This is a genomic window from Klebsiella sp. X13 (assembly GCF_003323835.1).
GTDB lineage: Bacteria > Pseudomonadota > Gammaproteobacteria > Enterobacterales > Enterobacteriaceae > Klebsiella > Klebsiella ornithinolytica.
On record NZ_CP030874.1, the window covers coordinates 273,867 to 293,058 of the forward strand.

Annotated in this window: 15 protein-coding genes; 6 read left to right on the top strand and 9 right to left on the bottom strand. The window is 58.1% G+C overall.

Features of this window, described 5'->3' with window-relative positions:
- Positions 1 to 165 precede the first annotated feature (165 nt).
- Complete coding sequence (locus tag DSD31_RS01275; protein WP_004868711.1) at positions 166 to 1,659, top strand: M16 family metallopeptidase; 1,494 nt, start codon at positions 166 to 168, stop codon at positions 1,657 to 1,659.
- Between the two features lie 52 nt (positions 1,660 to 1,711).
- Here DSD31_RS01275 and kdgK read toward each other — a convergent pair whose 3' ends face one another.
- Positions 1,712 to 2,641, bottom strand: coding sequence for a 2-dehydro-3-deoxygluconokinase (gene kdgK / locus DSD31_RS01280; protein WP_015585562.1), 930 nt, complete (start codon positions 2,639 to 2,641; stop codon positions 1,712 to 1,714).
- 194 nt (positions 2,642 to 2,835) lie between these two features.
- On the opposite strand from kdgK, the gene DSD31_RS01285 reads away from it, so the two are divergent.
- The gene (locus DSD31_RS01285) at positions 2,836 to 4,887 is read left to right on the top strand and encodes an AsmA family protein (protein ID WP_064359704.1); all 2,052 of its coding nucleotides are present in this window, start codon (positions 2,836 to 2,838) and stop codon (positions 4,885 to 4,887) included.
- A 47-nt stretch (positions 4,888 to 4,934) separates the two neighbouring features.
- Here DSD31_RS01285 and DSD31_RS01290 read toward each other — a convergent pair whose 3' ends face one another.
- From DSD31_RS01290 to DSD31_RS01300, 3 genes are all read right to left on the bottom strand, one after another.
- Positions 4,935 to 6,257: an MFS transporter gene (locus DSD31_RS01290; RefSeq protein ID WP_004868705.1), complete on the bottom strand. Its 1,323-nt coding sequence runs from the start codon at positions 6,255 to 6,257 to the stop codon at positions 4,935 to 4,937.
- A 270-nt stretch (positions 6,258 to 6,527) separates the two neighbouring features.
- Entirely contained in the window at positions 6,528 to 7,559 is a 1,032-nt protein-coding gene (yhjD, locus tag DSD31_RS01295) for an inner membrane protein YhjD (RefSeq protein ID WP_004868703.1), read from the bottom strand.
- Between the two features lie 120 nt (positions 7,560 to 7,679).
- Complete coding sequence (locus DSD31_RS01300) at positions 7,680 to 8,579, bottom strand: LysR family transcriptional regulator (RefSeq protein ID WP_004868701.1); 900 nt, start codon at positions 8,577 to 8,579, stop codon at positions 7,680 to 7,682.
- A gap of 119 nt (positions 8,580 to 8,698) precedes the next feature.
- On the opposite strand from DSD31_RS01300, the gene DSD31_RS01305 reads away from it, so the two are divergent.
- Positions 8,699 to 9,457, top strand: a complete 759-nt coding sequence (locus tag DSD31_RS01305) for an SDR family NAD(P)-dependent oxidoreductase (RefSeq protein WP_004868698.1) — start codon at positions 8,699 to 8,701, stop codon at positions 9,455 to 9,457.
- 42 nt (positions 9,458 to 9,499) lie between these two features.
- Here DSD31_RS01305 and DSD31_RS01310 read toward each other — a convergent pair whose 3' ends face one another.
- The 3 genes from DSD31_RS01310 to DSD31_RS01320 form a co-directional block, all read right to left on the bottom strand.
- Entirely contained in the window at positions 9,500 to 10,039 is a 540-nt protein-coding gene (locus DSD31_RS01310; RefSeq protein WP_004868697.1) for a GNAT family N-acetyltransferase, read from the bottom strand.
- Positions 10,040 to 10,107: 68 nt separating this feature from the next.
- Positions 10,108 to 11,760, bottom strand: coding sequence for an alpha,alpha-trehalase (locus tag DSD31_RS01315; RefSeq protein ID WP_004868695.1), 1,653 nt, complete (start codon positions 11,758 to 11,760; stop codon positions 10,108 to 10,110).
- 248 nt (positions 11,761 to 12,008) lie between these two features.
- A complete protein-coding gene (locus DSD31_RS01320) occupies positions 12,009 to 13,157 on the bottom strand; it encodes an iron-containing alcohol dehydrogenase (protein ID WP_004868693.1) in 1,149 nt (382 codons plus the stop codon).
- Positions 13,158 to 13,279: 122 nt separating this feature from the next.
- Here DSD31_RS01320 and DSD31_RS01325 point away from each other — a divergent pair, with 122 nt between their 5' ends.
- On the top strand, positions 13,280 to 13,903 hold the full coding sequence (locus DSD31_RS01325; protein WP_004868692.1) for a glutathione S-transferase family protein: 624 nt from the start codon (positions 13,280 to 13,282) through the stop codon (positions 13,901 to 13,903).
- A gap of 212 nt (positions 13,904 to 14,115) precedes the next feature.
- Positions 14,116 to 15,249, top strand: coding sequence for a serine hydrolase domain-containing protein (locus DSD31_RS01330; RefSeq protein ID WP_004868690.1), 1,134 nt, complete (start codon positions 14,116 to 14,118; stop codon positions 15,247 to 15,249).
- Between the two features lie 19 nt (positions 15,250 to 15,268).
- Here DSD31_RS01330 and gorA read toward each other — a convergent pair whose 3' ends face one another.
- Positions 15,269 to 16,621, bottom strand: coding sequence for a glutathione-disulfide reductase (gene gorA, locus DSD31_RS01335; protein ID WP_004868688.1), 1,353 nt, complete (start codon positions 16,619 to 16,621; stop codon positions 15,269 to 15,271).
- Positions 16,622 to 16,718: 97 nt separating this feature from the next.
- Positions 16,719 to 17,561, bottom strand: coding sequence for a 23S rRNA (adenine(2030)-N(6))-methyltransferase RlmJ (locus tag DSD31_RS01340; protein WP_004868687.1), 843 nt, complete (start codon positions 17,559 to 17,561; stop codon positions 16,719 to 16,721).
- A gap of 193 nt (positions 17,562 to 17,754) precedes the next feature.
- Here DSD31_RS01340 and DSD31_RS01345 point away from each other — a divergent pair, with 193 nt between their 5' ends.
- Entirely contained in the window at positions 17,755 to 19,026 is a 1,272-nt protein-coding gene (locus DSD31_RS01345) for an acid phosphatase (protein WP_113990791.1), read from the top strand.
- Positions 19,027 to 19,192: the final 166 nt, after the last annotated feature.

Genomic DNA, 19,192 nt, shown 5'->3' on the forward strand with positions numbered 1-19,192 from the left:
GGTATCATTCCCCGCCGCAGGGGAATGATACGAAATGATTATTTTACGTCTCCGTGCGACATTTTCATCTCCGCGTGGTCTAACCGACGTACTTCGTTCACCATATTTTTTGGCAGCCCGTGCGCGGGTTGCTTTTGTAACCAGGAATGTTCATCAGGGGTTCACATGCAGGGCACAAAAATTCGACTGTTAACGGGTGGTTTGCTGATGATGGCAGCAGCCGGTTATGTGCAAGCAGAAGCGCTCCAGCCGGACCCGGCCTGGCAACAGGGGACTCTCGCTAATGGACTTCAGTGGCAGGTTTTAGCCACGCCGCAGCGCCCTAGCGATCGTATTGAAGTCCGTCTGTTCGTAAATATTGGCTCGCTGAGCGAAAGCACTCAGCAGAGCGGCTTTAGCCACTTTATTCCTCGTCTGGCGCTGACGCAGAGCGGCAGTCTGCCGACAATGCAGGCGCGTTCGCTATGGCAGCAAAGCATTGACCCCAATCGTCCGATGCCGCCCGCGCTTGTCTCGTATAACTACACCATGTTTAATCTCAGCCTGCCGAATAACCGCAACGATCTGCTGAAAGAGGCGTTGAGCTGGCTGTCGGATGCCAGCGGAAAGCTGGTCGTGACGCCAGAGTCGGTGAATCATGCCCTGCAGGGAGATGACATGGTGGCGACCTGGCCGCTGGACACGAAAGATGGCTGGTGGCGCTATCGCCTGAAAGGTTCCACGATGCTGGGACATGATCCAGGCGCCCCGCTGAAAAAACCGGTCGATATTGCCCAGCTGAAGGCGTTCTATCAGAAATGGTATACCCCGGATGCCATGACGCTGATCGTGGTGGGGAACGTCGATAGCCGCAGCGTGGCGGAGCAGATCAACAAGACCTTTGGCGAGCTGAAGGGCAAACGCGAAACGCCGGCGGCGGTGCCGACGCTGGCGCCGCTCCCGACGACACCGGTGAGCATCATGACCAGGACGGTGCGTCAGGATAAGCTGTCGATCATGTGGGATTCCCCGTGGCAGCCGATTCGCGACTCGGTGGCTCTGCAGCGCTACTGGCGTGACGATCTGGCGCGTGAAGCGCTGTTCTGGCATGTGCAACAGAGCCTGAGCAGGAGCAACGCGAAAGACGTTAACCTCGGCTTTGACTGCCGGGTGCTGTATCAGCGTGCTCAGTGCGCCATTAATATTGAATCACCGGGCAACAAACTCAACGCAAACCTGACCGCCGTCTCCCGCGAACTGGCGAAGGTACGCGATAACGGCTTGCCGGAAGAAGAGTTTGATGCGCTGATTGCGCAGAAAAATCTGGAGCTGCAAAAGCTGTTCGCCACCTACGCGCGCACCGATACCGATATTCTGATTAGCCAGCGTATCCGTTCGTTGCAAAACCAGGTGGTGGACATCGCGCCGGAGCAGTATCAGAAGCTGCGTCAGGAGTTTCTGGACTCTCTGACCGTGGATATGCTGAACCAGTATCTGCGCCAGCAGCTGTCGCAGGATATGGCGCTGGTACTGCAGCAACCGCAGGGTGAGCCGGAATACAATATGAAGGATCTGAAGGCGACATGGGAAAGGCTGATGATGCCAGCCCCGGCTGCGGCAACCAGCGGCGGCGCGGCTGACGTGCATAACGATGCCTCGGATATCCCCTCAGCGCAGTAATGCAGCCACAGCCCGGGAGTTCCCGGGCTGAAGCGTAACGCTCTTTCCGGGATTACTGCGGCATCGCGTCGCGCGGGATAATCGCCCCACGATACTGAATGACCGTGCTGGCCGTCAGGTGGCCGCGTCTGGCGGCAGACTCCGCATCACCGCCGGTCAGACGCACCGCCAGATAGCCGGCGCTAAACGAATCGCCTGCCGCGGTGGTATCCACTACGCACTCTTTTGCCAGTTTCACGGCCGGTACATCCAGCAGCGGCTGGCCGGCGATCGCCACCAGGCATGAATCCGCGCCGCGCTTCACCACCACCTCTTGCACGCCTGCGGCATGAGTACGGGCAATCACTTCATCGACCGGCTTTTCACCCCACAGCGCATCTTCGTCATCCAGCGTCAGGAAGGCGATATCGGTGCAGGCCAGCATTTGTTGATAGACCTCGCGAGTCTCTTCCTGGCTGCCCCACAGGCGCGGGCGGTAGTTATTATCAAAAATGACCTTCCCGCCGTTAGCGCGGCATTCGCGCAGCAGCGTCAGCAGCTTGTCGCGGCTGGTCGGGCTGAGGATGGCCAGGCTGATTCCGCTGAGATAGAGATAGTCAAAGGTGGCCAGCTCTTCGCAGATTGCGGCTGCCTGCCCGCTCTCCAGCCAGAATTTTGCCGCCGCCTCGTTACGCCAGTAATAAAAGGTGCGCTCGCCGGTATCGTCGGTTTCGATGTAGTACAGCCCGGGTAAGCGGTCGGCCATACGCTGAATCAGGTTGGTGTGGACATTCTCCTGCTGCCAGGCGTCCAGCATCTGCTGACTGAATCCATCCGTACCGAGCGCGGTAACGTAGTGGACGGCAAGTGCGCTGGCATCGGTCTGGCGCGCAATATAGACGGAAGTGTTTAAGGTATCGCCGCCAAATCCGCGGTTTACCGCCGCGTTTTTCTCTGACAGCTCAATCATACATTCGCCAATGACGGCAATTTTTTTAGACATAATCATGACCTGAGATGGAATCGAATGCGCGCCAGTGTGCGCCGCGCCGTTTTTATGGTCAATTATATTAAAACAATGTTCCATTATTTTTTTGACCTGACGCGTGGAATGTGACGAAAAGCGCATTTGTCAGAGAAAGATGTGCTTTTCAACTATATTCAGGACTGACGAGACGCAAAAGGAGCGGAGAGGGGATGACCAGAACCCGTAAAACGATTGCCATTATCTCGGGAACGATACTCGTAGCGATCGTTCTGTTTTTCATCGTGCTGGCGACCTTTGACTGGAATCGCCTGAAACCGACGATCAACCAGAAGGTCTCAGCCGAGCTGAATCGTCCGTTTGCGATTCGCGGCGACCTCGGCGTTGTCTGGGAGCGCCAGCCTGGCGAGCGCGGCTGGCGGCGCTGGATCCCCTGGCCGCACGTCCATGCCGAAGATATTGTTCTCGGCAACCCGCCGGCGATCCCTCAGGTCACTATGGTGCATCTGCCGCGAGTTGAAGCCACCCTGGCGCCGCTGGCGCTGCTTACCAGAACCGTTTATCTGCCGTGGATTAAGCTGGAACAGCCCGATGCCCGCCTGATTCGGCTGTCGGAAAAAAATAATAACTGGACCTTTACGCTGGCCTCCGACGCCGCGTCTACCGAGCACTCCGCCTCTTCCGGCTGGTCTTTCCGCCTGGATAATATTCTGTTCGATCGCGGACGGATCGCCATTGATGACAAGGTGACGCGCGCGGATATCACGATCCTGGTCGATCCCCTCGGCAAGCCGCTGCCCTTCAGCGAGGTGAGCGGCGAGAAGGGCAAAGAGGGGGCGGAAAAAGCCGGAGACTATATTTTTGGCCTGCAGGCGAAGGGGACCTATAACGGGCAGCCGCTGCAGGGCAGCGGTAAAATCGGCGGCATGCTGGCGCTGCGCAGCGAGGGGGAGCCGTTCCCGCTGCAGGGGGACTTTCGCTCCGGAAATACCCGGGTCGCCTTTAGCGGCACGGTCAGCGATCCCCTCAATCTCGGGGGCGTGGATCTGCGCCTGAAGTTCTCCGGGGCGTCGCTGCGGGACCTGTACGACCTGACCGGCGTCGTGCTCCCGGATACGCCGGCCTTCTCGACCGACGGCCATCTGCGGGCCACTTTTCAGGATCCGCAAGGCGCACGTTTCGCCTATCGTGATTTTAACGGGCGGATTGGCGAGAGTGATATCCACGGTTCCTTGACCTACAGCACCGGCAAACCGCGGCCGAAGCTGGAGGGCGATGTTGCTTCACGACAGCTACGGCTGGCGGATCTCGGCCCGCTCATTGGCGTGAATGCGAGCACAAAAGCCGCCGGAGGCGAGCAACGTAAAGGCACGGCCTCAGCGCAGCCTGCCGGGAAAGTGCTGCCCTACGATCGCTTTGACACCGATAAATGGCAGCTGATGGACGCCGATGTGCGCTTTAAAGGCGGGCGGATTGAGCACGGCGGCAGCTTGCCGATTAGCGACCTTTCTACCCATGTGATCCTGCAACGAGGTGACCTGCGTCTGCAGCCGCTGCGCTTTGGTCTGGCGAACGGCACCATTGCCGGCAGCCTCCATCTGCAGGGCAATAAGAAACCGCTGCAGGGGGAAGCCAATCTGCAGGCGCGGCGTCTGAAGCTGAAGGCCCTGATGCCGAAAGTCGAGATGATGCAGAAGACGCTCGGGGAGATGAATGGCGACGTACAGCTACGCGGGAGCGGTAATTCGGTGGCGGCCCTGTTGGGCAACAGCAACGGGAATCTCAAGCTGCTGATGAACGACGGTCTGATTAGCCGCAACCTGATGGAAATCCTCGGCCTGAACGTGGGTAACTACGTTATCGGGCAGATATTTGGTGATGATGAGGTCCGGGTGAACTGCGCGGCGGCAAACATCAATGTAACTAACGGCGTGGCGCGGCCGCAGATTTTTGCCTTTGATACCGAAAATGCGCTGATTAACGTGACCGGTACCGCCAGCTTTGCTTCGGAACAGCTCGATCTGACCATTGATCCGGAGAGTAAGGGGCTGCGTATTATTACCCTACGTTCTCCGCTGTACGTGCGCGGGACCTTTCAATCGCCGAATGCCGGGGTGAAGGCGGGGCCGTTGATTGCGCGCGGCGCGGTAGCGGCGGCGCTGGCGACATTAGTCACGCCGGCGGCGGCCCTGCTGGCGTTGGTATCGCCTGCGGAAGGGGATGCCAATCAGTGCCGGGCGATTTTATCGCAGATGAAAAAGTAAGCGGACGGAGGACGCGTGCCCGGCGCGGTGCGCCGGGCAGTAAGGGATTACAGCGACTGATGGCGCGTTTCGTGGGTCAACAGCAGCGCAATCAGCGTCAGCCCGGCCATGGCCGCGAGGTAGAGGCCGACCGCCATCAGACCATAGTTGCCCTGTAGCCAGGCGGCAATATACGGTGCGACGGAGGCGCCGAGAATCGACGAAACGTTATACGAGAACGAGGCGCCGGTGTAGCGAACTTCCGTCGGAAACAGCTCCGGCAGCAGCGCTCCCATCGGGCCGAAGGTCAGCCCCATCAGGCTCAGGCCCAACAGCAGGAAGGCAAAGACGAGCACCGGCTGACCGGAGCCCAGCAGTGGTTTGAAAGCAAACAGCGCGAAGAGGATGATCATCGAGGTAATCACGATCATGCTCTTACGACGACCAAACGCGTCGGCCAGCAGGCCCGCCACCGGCACCATCACGCCGAAGCCAATCACCGCCATCATCAGCATCCACAGCACTTCGTTCCGCGGCAGGCCGAGACCCACCGGCGCGGCGCCGGTACTGAACGTCATGGAGTAGACGGTCATGATATAGAACAGGGTATAGGTCGCCAGCATGATAAAGGTGCCCAGAACGGTGACGCGCACATGCCTGGTCAGCAGAGTTCCCAGCGGAATTTTAACCTGTTTCTTCGCGGCGGCGATTTTGGCGAACACCGGCGTCTCGTGCAGCGACACACGCACATACAGCCCGATAATCACCAGCACAGCGGAGAAGATAAACGGTACGCGCCAGCCCCATGCCATAAACTGCTGGTCGGTCAGCAGCCAGGAGAGCAGCAGGAAGGTGCCGTTGGCGAAGAAGAAGCCGATAGGCGCACCGAGCTGCGGGAAAGAGCCGTACAGCGCGCGTTTGCGCGGAGGGGCGTTTTCAGTCGCCAGCAGCGCCGCACCGCCCCATTCGCCGCCCAGTCCCAGACCCTGGCCGAAGCGCGCCAGCGCCAGCAGCATCGGTGCAAGAATACCAATGCTCTCGTAGCCGGGCAGCAGGCCGATAACCACCGTGGAGATCCCCATGGTCAGCAGCGAAGCGACCAGCGTGACCTTACGGCCAACGCGATCGCCGAAGTGGCCAAATAGCGCAGAGCCAATCGGACGGGCGATAAAGGCAATGGCAAACGTCGCCAGCGACTGTAGCGTAGCTGCGGCCGGGTCACCTTGCGGGAAGAAAATATGCGGGAAGACGATCACCGCGGCGGTGGCATAGATATAAAAGTCGAAGAACTCAATGGCGGTGCCGATGAGGGAGGCGACGACGACTTTATTGCGCGAGTTAACCGGAGCGGTTTCCTGCGGCTTGTCGAGTGTGGTGGCTGTGGCTTGCATAGATCTTTCTTATTTTTTAGCGAACGAAAGGTCATATAGCCACAGCAAAAGGGACATTTCAATCTGTAACAGAGGGCGCTGTTGGTGAAAAAACAGCCAAAAAGCGGATAATTTGTGTGCCGGAAAAATAACTTCTATGAAATGCTTCACATAAATAAAACAATAGTAGATAAAACCAGTTTTGAGTTAAATAAAAGTTACACGTTGGATTTATCTGCTGAAATGATGATTCGGGCTGAATTTTGTACCTCTCTTCAGCCCGAAAGGGCGTCAATCGTGGGCTTTGCCCGGCATCCGACGGTCATCTTTGTAGTCGGCCGTGGCGATCCACGCCGCGCAGAACAGCGTCAGGCGGGCGAAGAAATAGAAGAAGGCCATCAGGCCTAATACGGAGCCAAAGGCGGCGCCGGAAGGCGATTTCACCAGCGCGGGCAGCGTCCAGGTCATGATCATTTTTATGATTTCAAAACCGATAGCCGCAATCAGGGTGCCGCGAATCAGCGCCTTGCGCCGCGGGCGGTGGCGCGGCAGACGCCAGAAGATCCAGAAAAACAGCAAATAGTTGGCGAAGATGGAGATAGCAAGGCCGATCAGCCGCCAGGCCGGTTTTAACCACTCAATATTATCGAGATAGAGCGCGGAGATGATCATCTGCTGCGCGGAACCGGCGACGGAGGTTATCGATAACGTCACCACCAGCGCCACCAGCAGGCCGATCAACGAGATAAAATCGCGGAAGTATTTCATCCAGATCTTTTCCTGGTCCTGCGGCGCTCGCTCCCAGACGTCGCGCGACTGGGCGCGAATCGCCTCCCGCAGGTTGCCCATCCAGTTAATACCGGAATAGAGCGCGACCAGCAGACCGACCAGGCCAACGGCGGTGCGTTGCTGGATGGCGGTATTAATGGTGTTTTTCAGCGTGGCGGCCAGCGTGGGGTCGCTGACATTCAGCAGGATTTTATCGAAAATATCCTGCAGCAGCGTCGGGTGCCAGGCCAGCACAAAACCGGCGGCGGCGAAGGAGACCATCAGAATCGGGATCATCGACAGAAACGAGAAGTAGGTGATGGCGGCGCCGAACTGGTTTCCCATTCTGTCGTTAAAACGTTCGGTTGCGCGCAGCAGGTGCGCAATAATCGGGTTTCTCTGAACTTTTTCTGCTGTTCCGGTGACGGTTTTTAACGCCTGATTCGCCTTCTGCGCCACGGCAGAGTCGTTGATGGCGGCCAGCGGGCTTTTACTTTTTTCCGGCGGCTGGCCCGGATCCTGGGTCGGGCGTTTCGCGTCGTTTTCCGATGTCATGAGTGATTTCTTCCTTTATTTACAGCGAGATTCTTCAAAATTATATACGTAAAATCCTTCATCGACCTGTGAAGCGTCCGCACGACAGCCTGGGACCCGGCGGATAAAGGGCGGCGTCGCCTAATCGACGTACTCTTTCATCACGCTCCCCAGCCACTCCATAAACAGATGTACCCGGCGGGAAAGGTTGCGTCGGTGCGGATAGATTAACGATACCGGCAGCGGTTCCGCGCGATACTGCGGCAGGATGTCAATCAGCTCGCCGGTGCGCAGCGCTTCGCGGACGCCGGTACGTGGAACCTGGATAATCCCCAGTCCGGCCAGGCAGGCGGCTTGGTAGGTTTCCGTACTGTTGACGGTAAGCGTGCCGCCGGTTTTCACCCACTGGACGACGCCATCGCTCATCACCTCAAACCCCAGCGGCCGGGCGCCGGGGGTGCTGGCATAGTGGATCAGGGCATGACCGGCCAGATCGTCGAGCGTGGTCGGGTAGCCGAAGCGTGATAAATACTGCGGGCTGGCACAGTTAATTTGCGTCAGCTTACCCAGCGGACGGGCGATCAGGCCGGAGTCTTTCAGCGTGCCGACGCGCACCACGCAGTCAAATCCCTCGCGAATCACATCCACCAGCCGGTCGCTACTGCTCAGCTCCAGTTCAATCCCCGGGTACTGCTGTAAAAAAGCCGGCAGGCGCGGAATGATCAGTTTCCTGGCCAGCCCGACCGGCATATCCACCCGCAGGCGGCCGCTGATGGTGGCCGGATCGTGCTGAAACATGCCGTCCAGCTCATCGAGATTGCTGAGCAGATCTCTGGCGCGTTCGTAATAGACCATCCCGTCCTGGGTGAGCTGAACCCGGCGCGTGGTGCGGTGCAGCAGGCGCACCCCCAGATGGTTTTCCAGCGCCTGAATCTGGCGCGAGACGCTCCCTTTAGGCAGGCTTAAGGTTTCGGCGGCGCGGGAAAAACTCTCCAGCTCAGCGACGCGGATGAACAGCTGCATTGCGTGAATTTTATCCATACCGAAACCCTATTGTTGTTAATATTGGAACAGTAAAACGTAATTTAGCGCATTTATTGTTTCGATGGCAGCTAATAAGCTCTTTCACCAGACAAACGCAACTGAGAAGGGGTTTTCTGATGACACAACGTATCGCTTTAGTGACCGGCGGCAGCCGTGGACTGGGAAAAAATGCAGCGCTGAAGCTGGCAGAGAAGGGAACCGATATTATTCTCACCTGGCATAGCAACCCGCAGGCTGCCCAGGACGTCGTGGATGAAATTGAGCAAAAAGGGGTGAAAGCCGCGGCATTGGCATTGAACGTCGGTGATACGGCGAGCTTTGACACTTTCGCTCAGAATGTGGCTCAGCTGCTGCAACAGCGCTGGCAGCGCGATACCTTTGATTATTTATTAAACAATGCCGGCATCGGTTTAAACGTCCCCTTTGCAGAGACCAGCGAAGCACAATTTGATGAGCTGATGAATATCCAGTTTAAAGGACCGTTCTTCCTGACCCAGCGCCTGCTGCCGCTGCTGGCGGATAAGGGACGTATCCTCAACGTGTCGAGCGGGCTGGCCCGCTTCGCGCTGCCGGGCTATGCCGCCTATGCGGCGATGAAAGGGGCGATGGAGGTGCTGACGCGCTACCAGGCCAAGGAGCTGGGAGGGCGCGGGATTTCCGTTAATATTATCGCGCCAGGAGCGATAGAAACCGATTTTGGTGGTGGAGTGGTACGGGATAATGCTCAGGTTAATCAGCATATTGCGGCGCAAACGGCGCTGGGTCGGGTAGGGTTGCCAGATGACATCGGCGATGCGATCGCGGCATTGTTGAGCGATGACCTGAGATGGATGAACGCGCAGCGCGTGGAAGTTTCCGGCGGCATGTTCCTGTAATCGTAATCGCCTCTCCGTCTGCGGAGAGGCACCGCGTTCAGCTTATATCTTCAGCGTGTGATAATCGCGACGCAGCAGGCCAAACAGCCAGTCATTATGCCAGCGTCCGTTCAGCCAGTAGCATTCGCGCAGCTCACCCTCCTGCAGGAAACCGGTTTTCTGCAGCAGATTTCGCGAGGCTATATTTCCGGCGGTGACCGTGGCGGTCAGCCGACGTACGCCTCCGGCGCTGAAGGCAAAATCACAGAGCGCACGCAGGGACTCATAACCATAGCCGCGCCCCTGCGCTGCCGGGGTAAATAAAAAGCCCACTTCGGCGCAGCCGCCTTCATGGTGCAGGTAGCCGGTCAGACCCAGCGGTATGCGGGTTTCCCTGTCGCGCACGACCAGGCACAGCCACTGTTTTGCCCCTGGCGACCACGGTGAAATACGCGAATCGAAGGCCTCGCGTATTTCAGACAGCGGACGTGAATCGGCTATATAAAGCATCACCTGCGGATCTCTCTGCAGAGCGAGAAAAAAAGACCAGTCCTCCTGCTTCAGCTGTGAACAGTGCAGCCGTGGCGTAAGCAATTCGGTCATGAAAACAATTCCTGCGGAATGAGATGCTATGACCATAGCAGGACATGAATTGTCGGAACAGCACCTGGTTATAAGGGTTCGCCGTACAGCCCTATCAGCCGGCGCACCACGCCGTTGGTCCAGCCGAAGCCATCCTGTAACGGGTATTCACCGCCACCGCCTTCGTGGGCAACACCGCCGGCGATGTGGTACTTCTCAATCAGCTTATGGTGCTGCTTGTAGAAATGGTTCACCGTTTGCAGCCAGCTGTGGGCAATTTCGTCGCCGAGCGGGTCCTGGCCGTACAGTTTAAAGCCCTGGATCGCCATCCACTGTAGCGGCGCCCAGCCGTTGGGCTTATCCCATTGTTCGCCGCTGTCATATTCGGTGGCCATGATGCCGCCGGGGGTCAGCAGACGAGCGCGTACCGCATCGGCGAGCCGTTCTGCCTGTTGGTGTGTGGCCATGCCGACATACAGCGCTACGATGCTGGCGGCGGAGAAGAGCGCCTGCTGTTCGCGTCGCCAGTCGTAATCACGAAAACAGCCGCCCTCTTCATCCCATAAATAGCGGTTTACCGCTGACCGGCGATCGCTGGCCTTCTGGCGAAAAGCCGCTTCCGTTTCCCGGTCGCCTTTCAGGCCGGAAAGATTGGCGATGGTGTTTTCCAGTTTGAATAAAAAGGCGTTTAAATCGATCGGAATAAACTGGGTGGTACGGATGCTCGCCAGCCGGGTGATATCACGCAGCCAGCGGCTGGAATAGTCCCAGCCGGAGGCCGCACCGGCGCGCAGGTCCCGGTAGACTTCGTTGGCCGGGCGGCCCGAGTGTCTTGCCGTTTCCACATCTTCCCGCCACGATTCATCCCGCGGCGTATCGCGGTCGTCCCAGTAGCGATTGAGTAACGACCCGTCCGGCATACGTACCGTGTGGCGATAGGCCTGATTGGGAATTAATGAATCCGCGCCGTCCATCCAGAACTGGTACTCCAGCTTCAGATGATCGAGGTAGCGCCGCGCACCGCGCACGCCATCCTCTTCAAACAGCTCTACCATCAGGGCAAACACCGGCGGCTGCGAGCGGCTGAGATAGTAGGTGCGGTTACCGTTAGGAATATGGCCGTAGGTCTCAATCATCCACGCGAAGTTGTCCGCCATACATTTCAGCAGGTCTTCGCGGCCACTTTCCGCCAGCCCCAGCATAGTAAAGTAGGAGTCCCAGTAGTAGGTTTCGCTAAAGCGCCCGCCGGGCACGATATACGACTGCGGCAGCGCCAGCAGCGATGACCAGGGAATATGATCCTGCGGCTCGCGGGTGAGAACCGGCCAGAGGTGATCGATATGCTCTTTCAGCGATCGCCGGGGATCTGACACGTAGTCGTCAGTGCGGTTGTCCGGCATCCAGAAGTGCTCTTCAACAAACTGGCGCAGGTCGAATCCAGGCTGGTGCTTCACCCGCCGATAGTGGATCAAGATATCCAGCGGGTCTTGCTTTGGCGCGCAGTCGGGGAAGGTTTTGCTGTCGGCAAAGATGCGTGATTTCTGCACATGCGTAAAGAGTTCCAGATAGCGGTCGGCGGGCGTCAGGGCATCAGAGGCCGGCAGGCCTTCGATGATCTCCGGCTCCGGTTCGGCATCGAACATTTCATCCAGTTTTAACTCATACGGATCGGCTTCATAGCACAGATCGCGCCCGATCTTCGGTTCATCGCCATTATCGTTGCGTAGTGTCTGGCTGGACATAGTGATACGGACCTCCGGTTCGCGTCAGTTCAGGGCGCCGGGCCTCTCCCGGCCTGACTATTAAGCTTAGTCATTCGCTTCGGTGTCCGGAAGAAAACTGTGCGTCAGGTCACGATTTTTAGCGATGTACTGACGCAGGGATGTTGTTAATTTATTGATTTTTTAAAGTAAATTTCCACGAGTTGAAGGCGGAAATTCGGAGCAATCGATTTGCAACAAAATCTAATTATGCCGGATAAGACCTGGCCTCACTCCCACGCCGCTTCCAGCATCTCCAGCAACTGCTCGCTATCCAGCTGCACCGGATTCGCTTTCATTGATGAGGAGCTGCTGGCTGCCAGCGCCGCAGACTCCAGGGCCTCGTGCGGTACGCCCAGTTCGCGTAGATTCCCCAGTCCGGCACCACGGCTCCATTCGCGCAGGCTATCCCAGGCGGTCTCCGGCTCGACGTCCAGCCCGTCGGCCAGCCACTGGCGGACCTGGTCAAAGCGCCCGCGGATAGCCCTGTTGCTGATCTGCGACTCATTGAGCGCCAGGCCGTAAGGCAGCAGGCTGCCGCAGAGTGCGCCGTGGGAAGCATTGCTCAGTCCTCCCAGCGGGCCGGCAAGTCCATGAATGACGCCAAGACCGGCATTGGCCAGCGCCAGTCCGCCGCACAGGCTAACCCAGGCCATCTCATCGCGGCTGTCCGGGCACTCTTTTTCCATCAACGTGCGGAGCGCTTTGATTCCGCGCGGAATAGCAGCCAGGCAAAGTGCATCGCTAAAAGGATTGGCGCGGGTACAAAGCCAGGGCTCAATGAGCTGGGTAATCGCGTCAAGGCCGGAGCCGAGCGTTACCGCGCGCGGGGCGTTATCGGTCAGCGCCGGGTCGACGATGGCCAGGTCCGGCAGCATACGATCGTCGCGCAGGCTGACTTTTCGCTGCTGCTGCGTGACGTTAATCACCGCATTTTTCGTGACCTCAGCGCCGGTACCGGCGGTAGTCGGGATAGCGACAAACGGCAGCGGAGGCCCTTCTAATAGCCGCCCGTTGCCCACGACTTCCAGATATTCCATCACCGGACCCGAGGCCGGCACCAGCGCGGCAATCGCTTTTCCAGCGTCGATAACCGCGCCGCCGCCGAGGCTGACCACCGCCCCGATGCCGTGTTCCCGCGCCAGATGCACTCCCTGTTCGATATCTTCCAGGCAGGGCTCATGGGCAACGGATAGCGTAGTCACGTCAAGATGATGGGCGTGCAGCCCGGCGAGTAAAAAACCGGCCCGCTGCGGGCTGGCGCCGTGGACCAGCAGCACCTTCGCGGTACGCTGGGCCAGCCAGGGGGCAGCGCTCCCGGCAAGACCTCGGCCAAAACGAATATTGCCCGGAGTGAAAACAGTAAACGGAGTCAGCATGGCGGGTTCCCTGTGTCAGCAAAAAAGGCTGAAATCAACTATACACATTATCCGGCAGGCTGCCTCTTTGTCGCCGGATAGAGTAGGGTGGAAGTCACGTTCCTTCGCTTAAGGATGTCACGATGCTAAAAATACTGGGCAAACGCTCATCAATTAACGTTCGTAAAGTGCTATGGACCTGCGATGAAGTCGGTCTGACTTATCAGCAGGAGGATTACGGCAGCGGTTTCCAGCCGGTCGATACCGCCGAATTTCGCGCCCTGAACCCAAATGGCCTGGTGCCGGTGCTGCTTGATGATGATTTTGTGCTGTGGGAGTCAAACAGCATCTGTCGCTATTTGACGCGCAAAACCGGGCGTGAGGATTTGCTACCGGTTACGCCTCAGGGCGCAGCGGATGTCGAGCGCTGGATGGACTGGCAGGCCACGGAGTTTAACAATGCCTGGCGCTATGCCTTTATGGGGCTGGTGCGTAAAGACCCGCGTTTTCAGGATCCGGTGGCGATAAAGGAGAGCATTGCGGCCTGGACCCGCTGCGTGCAGATCGTGGAATCACAGCTGCAGCGCACCGGCGCATGGATCGCCGGCCCTCAGTTTACGCTGGCGGACATCGTACTGGGTCTGTCGGTACACCGCTGGAAAATGACGCCTTTTGCCCATCCGGAGCTGCCGGCGGTAGAGCGCTGGTATATGACGCTTAATCAGCGACCGGCGTTTATGCGCCATGGCAATAATGGTACCGCCTGAGGACACAGGAAAGACGGCCAGGCTGGCATCATTGCGCCGATCATTTCAGCCTGTTCGCTTTGCAATGATCGTTGACAGTCGCTACGATCCCGGCGTCTTTAATTCCCCTCATTGGTTTCAGCACGGCAGGAAGGTATGGTTTGAACAGGCAGTTGAGCCCTGTGCTATTGGCGTCACTGCTGCTTGTAGGATGCTCCGGAACGCTCTCGCAAATGAGCGCCCCCTCTGAGGCAACCGCGCTGGTCGGGCAAAATGGCCGTGCGTTGCCCATCGATACCCTTGTCGGCCGTTATATGCAGCAGAAACAGGTCAGCGGCGTGGTGGTGGCGATCATCCAGCGTAATGGCCCGGCGGAGTTTCACTGCTACGGTGTGACCGATGCCAAAAACCGCTACCCCATCACCCCGGATACGCTCTTTGCGCTGGGTTCCCTGAGCAAAGGAACCACCGCTGAAGCGATCGCGTTACTGGTCAACGAAGGGCGGCTGCACTGGGACGACACGCTACTCACGCTGCTTCCGCCGGGGACACCGCTTAGCGACGATGCAAAGAAAATCACGCTGCTGCAACTGGTGACGCACACGTCGGGTCTGCCGCGTCAGCCGATGAACCTGCTGTCGCTTGAACATTTGCTGGTCTATCTGAGCGATGGTGAAAACTTCTATCACGAGCTCGATAGCGACAACGTGCTGGGCTACCTGAGCACCTTTGACGCGCCGCTCACCCGCGAGCCGAAATACTCCAATCTTGGCTACGCGATTCTGGGTTACCTCCTCACCTATCAGACCGGGGAGTCGATAGAAAGCCTGGCGTGGCGAAAGATTTTTCAGCCGCTAGCGATGCAAAGTACCAGCTATCGGCCGCAAACGTTGCGCGGTTTTTCCCGGCGGGCGCTCGGCCATGCGGGCGATCAGCCCAGGTTTAAACCTCGCGGCGCGCTGACTCCTGACTGGCAGTTCAGCAACAACATGGTGGGCGCGGCAAGTCTGTACAGTAACGCCCGCGACCTGATTGAATATGCCCGCGCTCATTTTTCTCCGACCCATCATGCCGCGCTGGATAAGGCTTTTGCCGACGTCAGCGTTGATTACTATCCACGGGAAAAAGAGGCGGCCAATATCGCCTGGGTGACCGATACGCTCGGCGGGCAAAGAATCACCTATCAGGTGGGCTATATCGGCGGCTATTCCAGCTATATCGGTTTTGATAAGGCTAATCAGAATGCGGTGGTGGTGCTGCAAAACAGCTTTAACTGGAGTAACTACATCGGGCAGGCGATTTTGCAAAATCAGGTCGCAAAATCGTCCTATACGGCAGGCGATGAGCGCATAAAAAAAGCCCCGTGAGAACACGGGGCTGAAGAGATTAACGCATGGTCACGAACTCTTCCGCGGCGGTCGGGTGAATCGCCACGGTATTGTCGAAGTCCTTCTTGGTTGCGCCCATTTTCAGCGCCACTGCAAATCCCTGCAGCATTTCATCCATGCCGAAGCCGATACCGTGAATGCCGACAATTTTCTCTTCCGGGCCGACGCATACCAGCTTCATGCGACACGGCTGGCGGTGCGAAGTCACGGCGGTATACATCGCGGTAAAGGACGATTTATAGACCTTCACGGCGTCATCGCCATACTGCTCTCGCGCCTGCGGCTCGGTTAAACCGACGGTGCCGATCGGCGGATGGCTGAAGACCACGGTCGGGATATTGCTGTAATCCAGATGCTCTTCCGGCTTGTTGTTGAACAGGCGTTCGGACAGGCGACGGCCCGCGGCTACCGCGACCGGCGTCAGCTCCACCGCCCCGGTGTTATCACCCACGGCATAGATCCCCGGCACGTTGGTGTTCTGGAATTTATCCACCACGATATAGCCTTTGTCGTTGGTTTTTACGCCAGCGGCTGCGAGGTTGAAATTATCGGTCTCCGGCTCACGACCAATGGCCCAGATCAGGCAATCCACGGTCTGACTCCGGCCATCTTCCAGCTGAAGCGTCAGGCTGCCGTCCGCGTTTTTCACTACCGCTTGCGGAATGGCGTGAGTGTGCAGCTGCGGCCCTTCGGTGTTCATCACTTCGACCAGGGTATCAACGATCAGCGGATCGAAGCTGCGCAGCGGCGCATGTTTACGCACGAACAGGTGCGTTTCGGCGCCGAGGCCGTTAATGACGCCAGCCAGCTCAACGGCAATATAGCCTGCGCCCACCACCGCGACGCGCTTCGGCAGGGCCGGCAGCTCGAAGAAGCCGTTAGAGTCGATGCCATACTCAACGCCCGGAATAGACGGATGGCTCGGACGGCCGCCGGTGGCGATCAGGATATGATCGGCGGTGATCGTTTCGCCATTCACTTCCACGGTTTTGGCATCCACAAAACGGGCGAAGCCTTTGATGACATCCACCTTATTTTTGCCTAACACGTTGTCATAGGAGGTGTGGATACGGTCGATATATGCGCTGCGGCTGGCTACCAGTTTGTCCCAGTCGAAGTGATTAATCGTGGTATCGAAACCGTAGTCCGGGCCATACAGATGAATCGCTTCGCGAATTTGCGCCGCATGCCACATGATTTTCTTCGGTACGCAGCCGACGTTGACGCAGGTGCCGCCCAGATCTTTAGCTTCAATCAGCGCGCACTTCTGGCCATACATTGCCGCACGGTTGATGGAGGCGATGCCGCCGCTGCCGCCGCCGATAGCGATGTAATCATAATGTTTGCTCATAGCCTGTATCCTTAGAAGACCTATCCTGGTAGGCCCTTAATCGTTGAATGACCGCGATTGTAGCGCGAGGCGTAAAAGGTTCCACCGATGGCTGTGATTACTCCGGTACGATCCAGCCGACGGTGGCATGTCCGATGCCGGTCGGCGAGAGCTTCTTATGCAGCCACGGCAGGACGTTGTTCATCTGCTGTTCCAGCTTCCACGGTGGGTTAATGACGATCATCCCGGAAGCGGTCATGCCGCGCTGATCGCTGTCCGGACGCACGGCAAGTTCAATCTGCATGATTTTGCGAATGCCGGTCGCTTCCAGATCTCTGATCATGCGCTTAATCTGCGCGCGCAGTACCACCGGATACCACAGCGCATAGGTGCCGGTGGCAAAGCGTTTGTAACCTTCGTGGATACCGGCCACGACCGCCTGGTAGTCGCTTTTAATCTCGTACGGCGGATCGATAAGAATCAGGCCGCGACGGGATACCGGCGGCAGCTTCGCTTTCAGCTGCAGGTAGCCATCGGCTTTTTCCACGCGGGCACGGGCATCTTTTTGAAATTCCGAACGCAGCAGCGGAAAATCGCTCGGGTGCAGTTCGGTCATGTGCAGGCTGTCCTGCTCGCGCAGCAGCTGGCGAGCGATCAGCGGAGAACCCGGGTAGTAGCGCAGCTGGCCGCTACGGTTGAAATGCTGGATGACGGAAATGTAGGCTTCCATCTCGGCCGGCAGGTCGTCCTGCTGCCAGATACGGGAAATGCCTTCCAGGTATTCACCCGTACGTTCGGCGTGCTCGCCGCTCAGCTGATAGCGGCCCGCGCCGGCGTGAGTGTCCAGATAGAGAAACGGTTTTTCTTTCTCTTTCAGCGATTCAATGATCAAACTCTGAACGGTGTGTTTAAGGACGTCGGCGTGGTTGCCTGCGTGAAAGCTGTGGCGATAACTGAGCATGGATGCAGAGATTCCGGGAATTAAACAAGATGACCGATAGTTTACCGCAGATCCGTACAGATTACCGCTGTAGCACCGTGCTGTTTCAATGAGGTCAAAAGCGTTGCAAAACATGACCGCGTCATAAAAACGTCAAATATCAGCGCTAGCGTCGCGTGAAGGCAAGGTAATTGTTTGAATAAAAGGAAAAATAATGAAATTGCAAATCACACTCCTGACCTCAGCGTTAATCCTGGCGCTGCCGGCTCTGGCGAAAGAGGTTCCGCTGAACCAGGCGGCGGCGATCGCCGGTAGCGTGACGCCAGCGGCGGCCAGCCAGGCGTTTGACAGTCTCGAAGGTCAGGCGCTGACGCAGCTGCGCGCTGCGCTGAAGGGCGATGCCGCCACGCTCAGCCGCGGCCAGCTCGCGCACGCAAAACAGAGTAAAACCCAGGCGGATAAGGCCTGGCTGAAGGCCAGCGGCTACGATTTTGAGGAGAAAGCGAATCAGCAGGCGGGTATCGCGCTGCTGGCCGCCTTCAGCAAGCTCCCGGATTCGGTGGTGAAGGATAACCTGGCGACGGTGACCGCGATCAACCGCGATGCAACGCAGGCTACCCGCCATCAGGCGCTGGCGGATGCGGAAGGGATTAGCTATCTCTATTTCCTCAGCGATGCGCTGGGCCCGCGGCTCGGCAAAGCCTTCCTCACGGCCTACGACAAAGGCGAGCTGGGTAAAGCCGCGGCGCTGATTAAGGCCAGTGAAGTCAGTACGGGGGCGGCGAAAAAGCATTATAACAACCCGCGACCGTTCCTGATTCAGGGCAATACCATTCATCTGGTGCCGGACGATGTGGTGATAAAGGACAACCAGCCTTACACCGCTGACGGAGGTTCCTTCCCCAGCGGACACACCAACACCGGTTACACCGATGCGCTGCTGATGGCTGAAATGATCCCGGAGCGCTTTGATGCGCTGGTGACCCGCGGCGCGCGCTACGGCTATTCCCGCATTGTGCTTGGCGTCCATTACCCGCTGGATGTGATGGGGTCGCGGATGGTGGCGCAGCGTAACGTCGCGCATTACCTCAACGACGCGAAGTATCGTTCGCTGTTCAATGAAGCGCGCGATCAGCTGCGAACGGCGCTGGAAAAAGAGTGCGCGACTTCACTGGCCGAGTGCGCGAAGCCGGCCGGAAAAGACGACCCGTACCGCGACCCGGCGATGAACGCATTTTACGCGTTCACCATGACCTACAACCTGCCGCAGCAGAAGGGGGAAAAGTCAGCGCTGACGGTGCCGGAAGGCGCAGAGGTTCTGCTGGAGACCGCGCTACCTCATCTGTCCGCCGCCCAGCGCCGGGCGCTGATGGTGAAAACCGCGCTTCCGGCGGGCTATCCGCTGTCGGGCGAGACCGCCGACCAGCAGTTCTGGCAGCGGGTGAATCTGCCGGCGGCATACCAGATGGCGCTGAAAGCACATTAATCCACCCCGTCCGGTTTGTCGGATGACCATGTCCCCGGCCCACATAGCCGGGGAAAACCGGCGCCAGTCAGGCAACCACTGAGGATCTGTCTTATCAGGACTCTTGTGCTTGTCAGTTTGAAGCCGGGCGGTGCTCATAACGATATATCTTTGAACGCCCTTCAGG

Excerpts from the sequence above, each read along its gene's own strand:
- DSD31_RS01285 (WP_064359704.1), top strand. The coding sequence starts at position 2,836 with ATGACCAGAACCCGTAAAACGATTGCCATTATCTCGGGAACGATACTC.
- DSD31_RS01300 (WP_004868701.1), bottom strand. The coding sequence starts at position 8,579 with ATGGATAAAATTCACGCAATGCAGCTGTTCATCCGCGTCGCTGAGCTG.
- DSD31_RS01345 (WP_113990791.1), top strand. The coding sequence starts at position 17,755 with ATGAAATTGCAAATCACACTCCTGACCTCAGCGTTAATCCTGGCGCTG.
- DSD31_RS01315 (WP_004868695.1), bottom strand. The coding sequence starts at position 11,760 with ATGTCCAGCCAGACACTACGCAACGATAATGGCGATGAACCGAAGATC.
- DSD31_RS01310 (WP_004868697.1), bottom strand. The coding sequence starts at position 10,039 with ATGACCGAATTGCTTACGCCACGGCTGCACTGTTCACAGCTGAAGCAG.
- gorA (WP_004868688.1), bottom strand. The coding sequence starts at position 16,621 with ATGAGCAAACATTATGATTACATCGCTATCGGCGGCGGCAGCGGCGGC.
- DSD31_RS01305 (WP_004868698.1), top strand. The coding sequence starts at position 8,699 with ATGACACAACGTATCGCTTTAGTGACCGGCGGCAGCCGTGGACTGGGA.
- DSD31_RS01320 (WP_004868693.1), bottom strand. The coding sequence starts at position 13,157 with ATGCTGACTCCGTTTACTGTTTTCACTCCGGGCAATATTCGTTTTGGC.
- DSD31_RS01325 (WP_004868692.1), top strand. The coding sequence starts at position 13,280 with ATGCTAAAAATACTGGGCAAACGCTCATCAATTAACGTTCGTAAAGTG.
- kdgK (WP_015585562.1), bottom strand. The coding sequence starts at position 2,641 with ATGTCTAAAAAAATTGCCGTCATTGGCGAATGTATGATTGAGCTGTCA.
- yhjD (WP_004868703.1), bottom strand. The coding sequence starts at position 7,559 with ATGACATCGGAAAACGACGCGAAACGCCCGACCCAGGATCCGGGCCAG.
- DSD31_RS01275 (WP_004868711.1), top strand. The coding sequence starts at position 166 with ATGCAGGGCACAAAAATTCGACTGTTAACGGGTGGTTTGCTGATGATG.
- DSD31_RS01290 (WP_004868705.1), bottom strand. The coding sequence starts at position 6,257 with ATGCAAGCCACAGCCACCACACTCGACAAGCCGCAGGAAACCGCTCCG.
- DSD31_RS01340 (WP_004868687.1), bottom strand. The coding sequence starts at position 17,561 with ATGCTCAGTTATCGCCACAGCTTTCACGCAGGCAACCACGCCGACGTC.
- DSD31_RS01330 (WP_004868690.1), top strand. The coding sequence starts at position 14,116 with ATGAGCGCCCCCTCTGAGGCAACCGCGCTGGTCGGGCAAAATGGCCGT.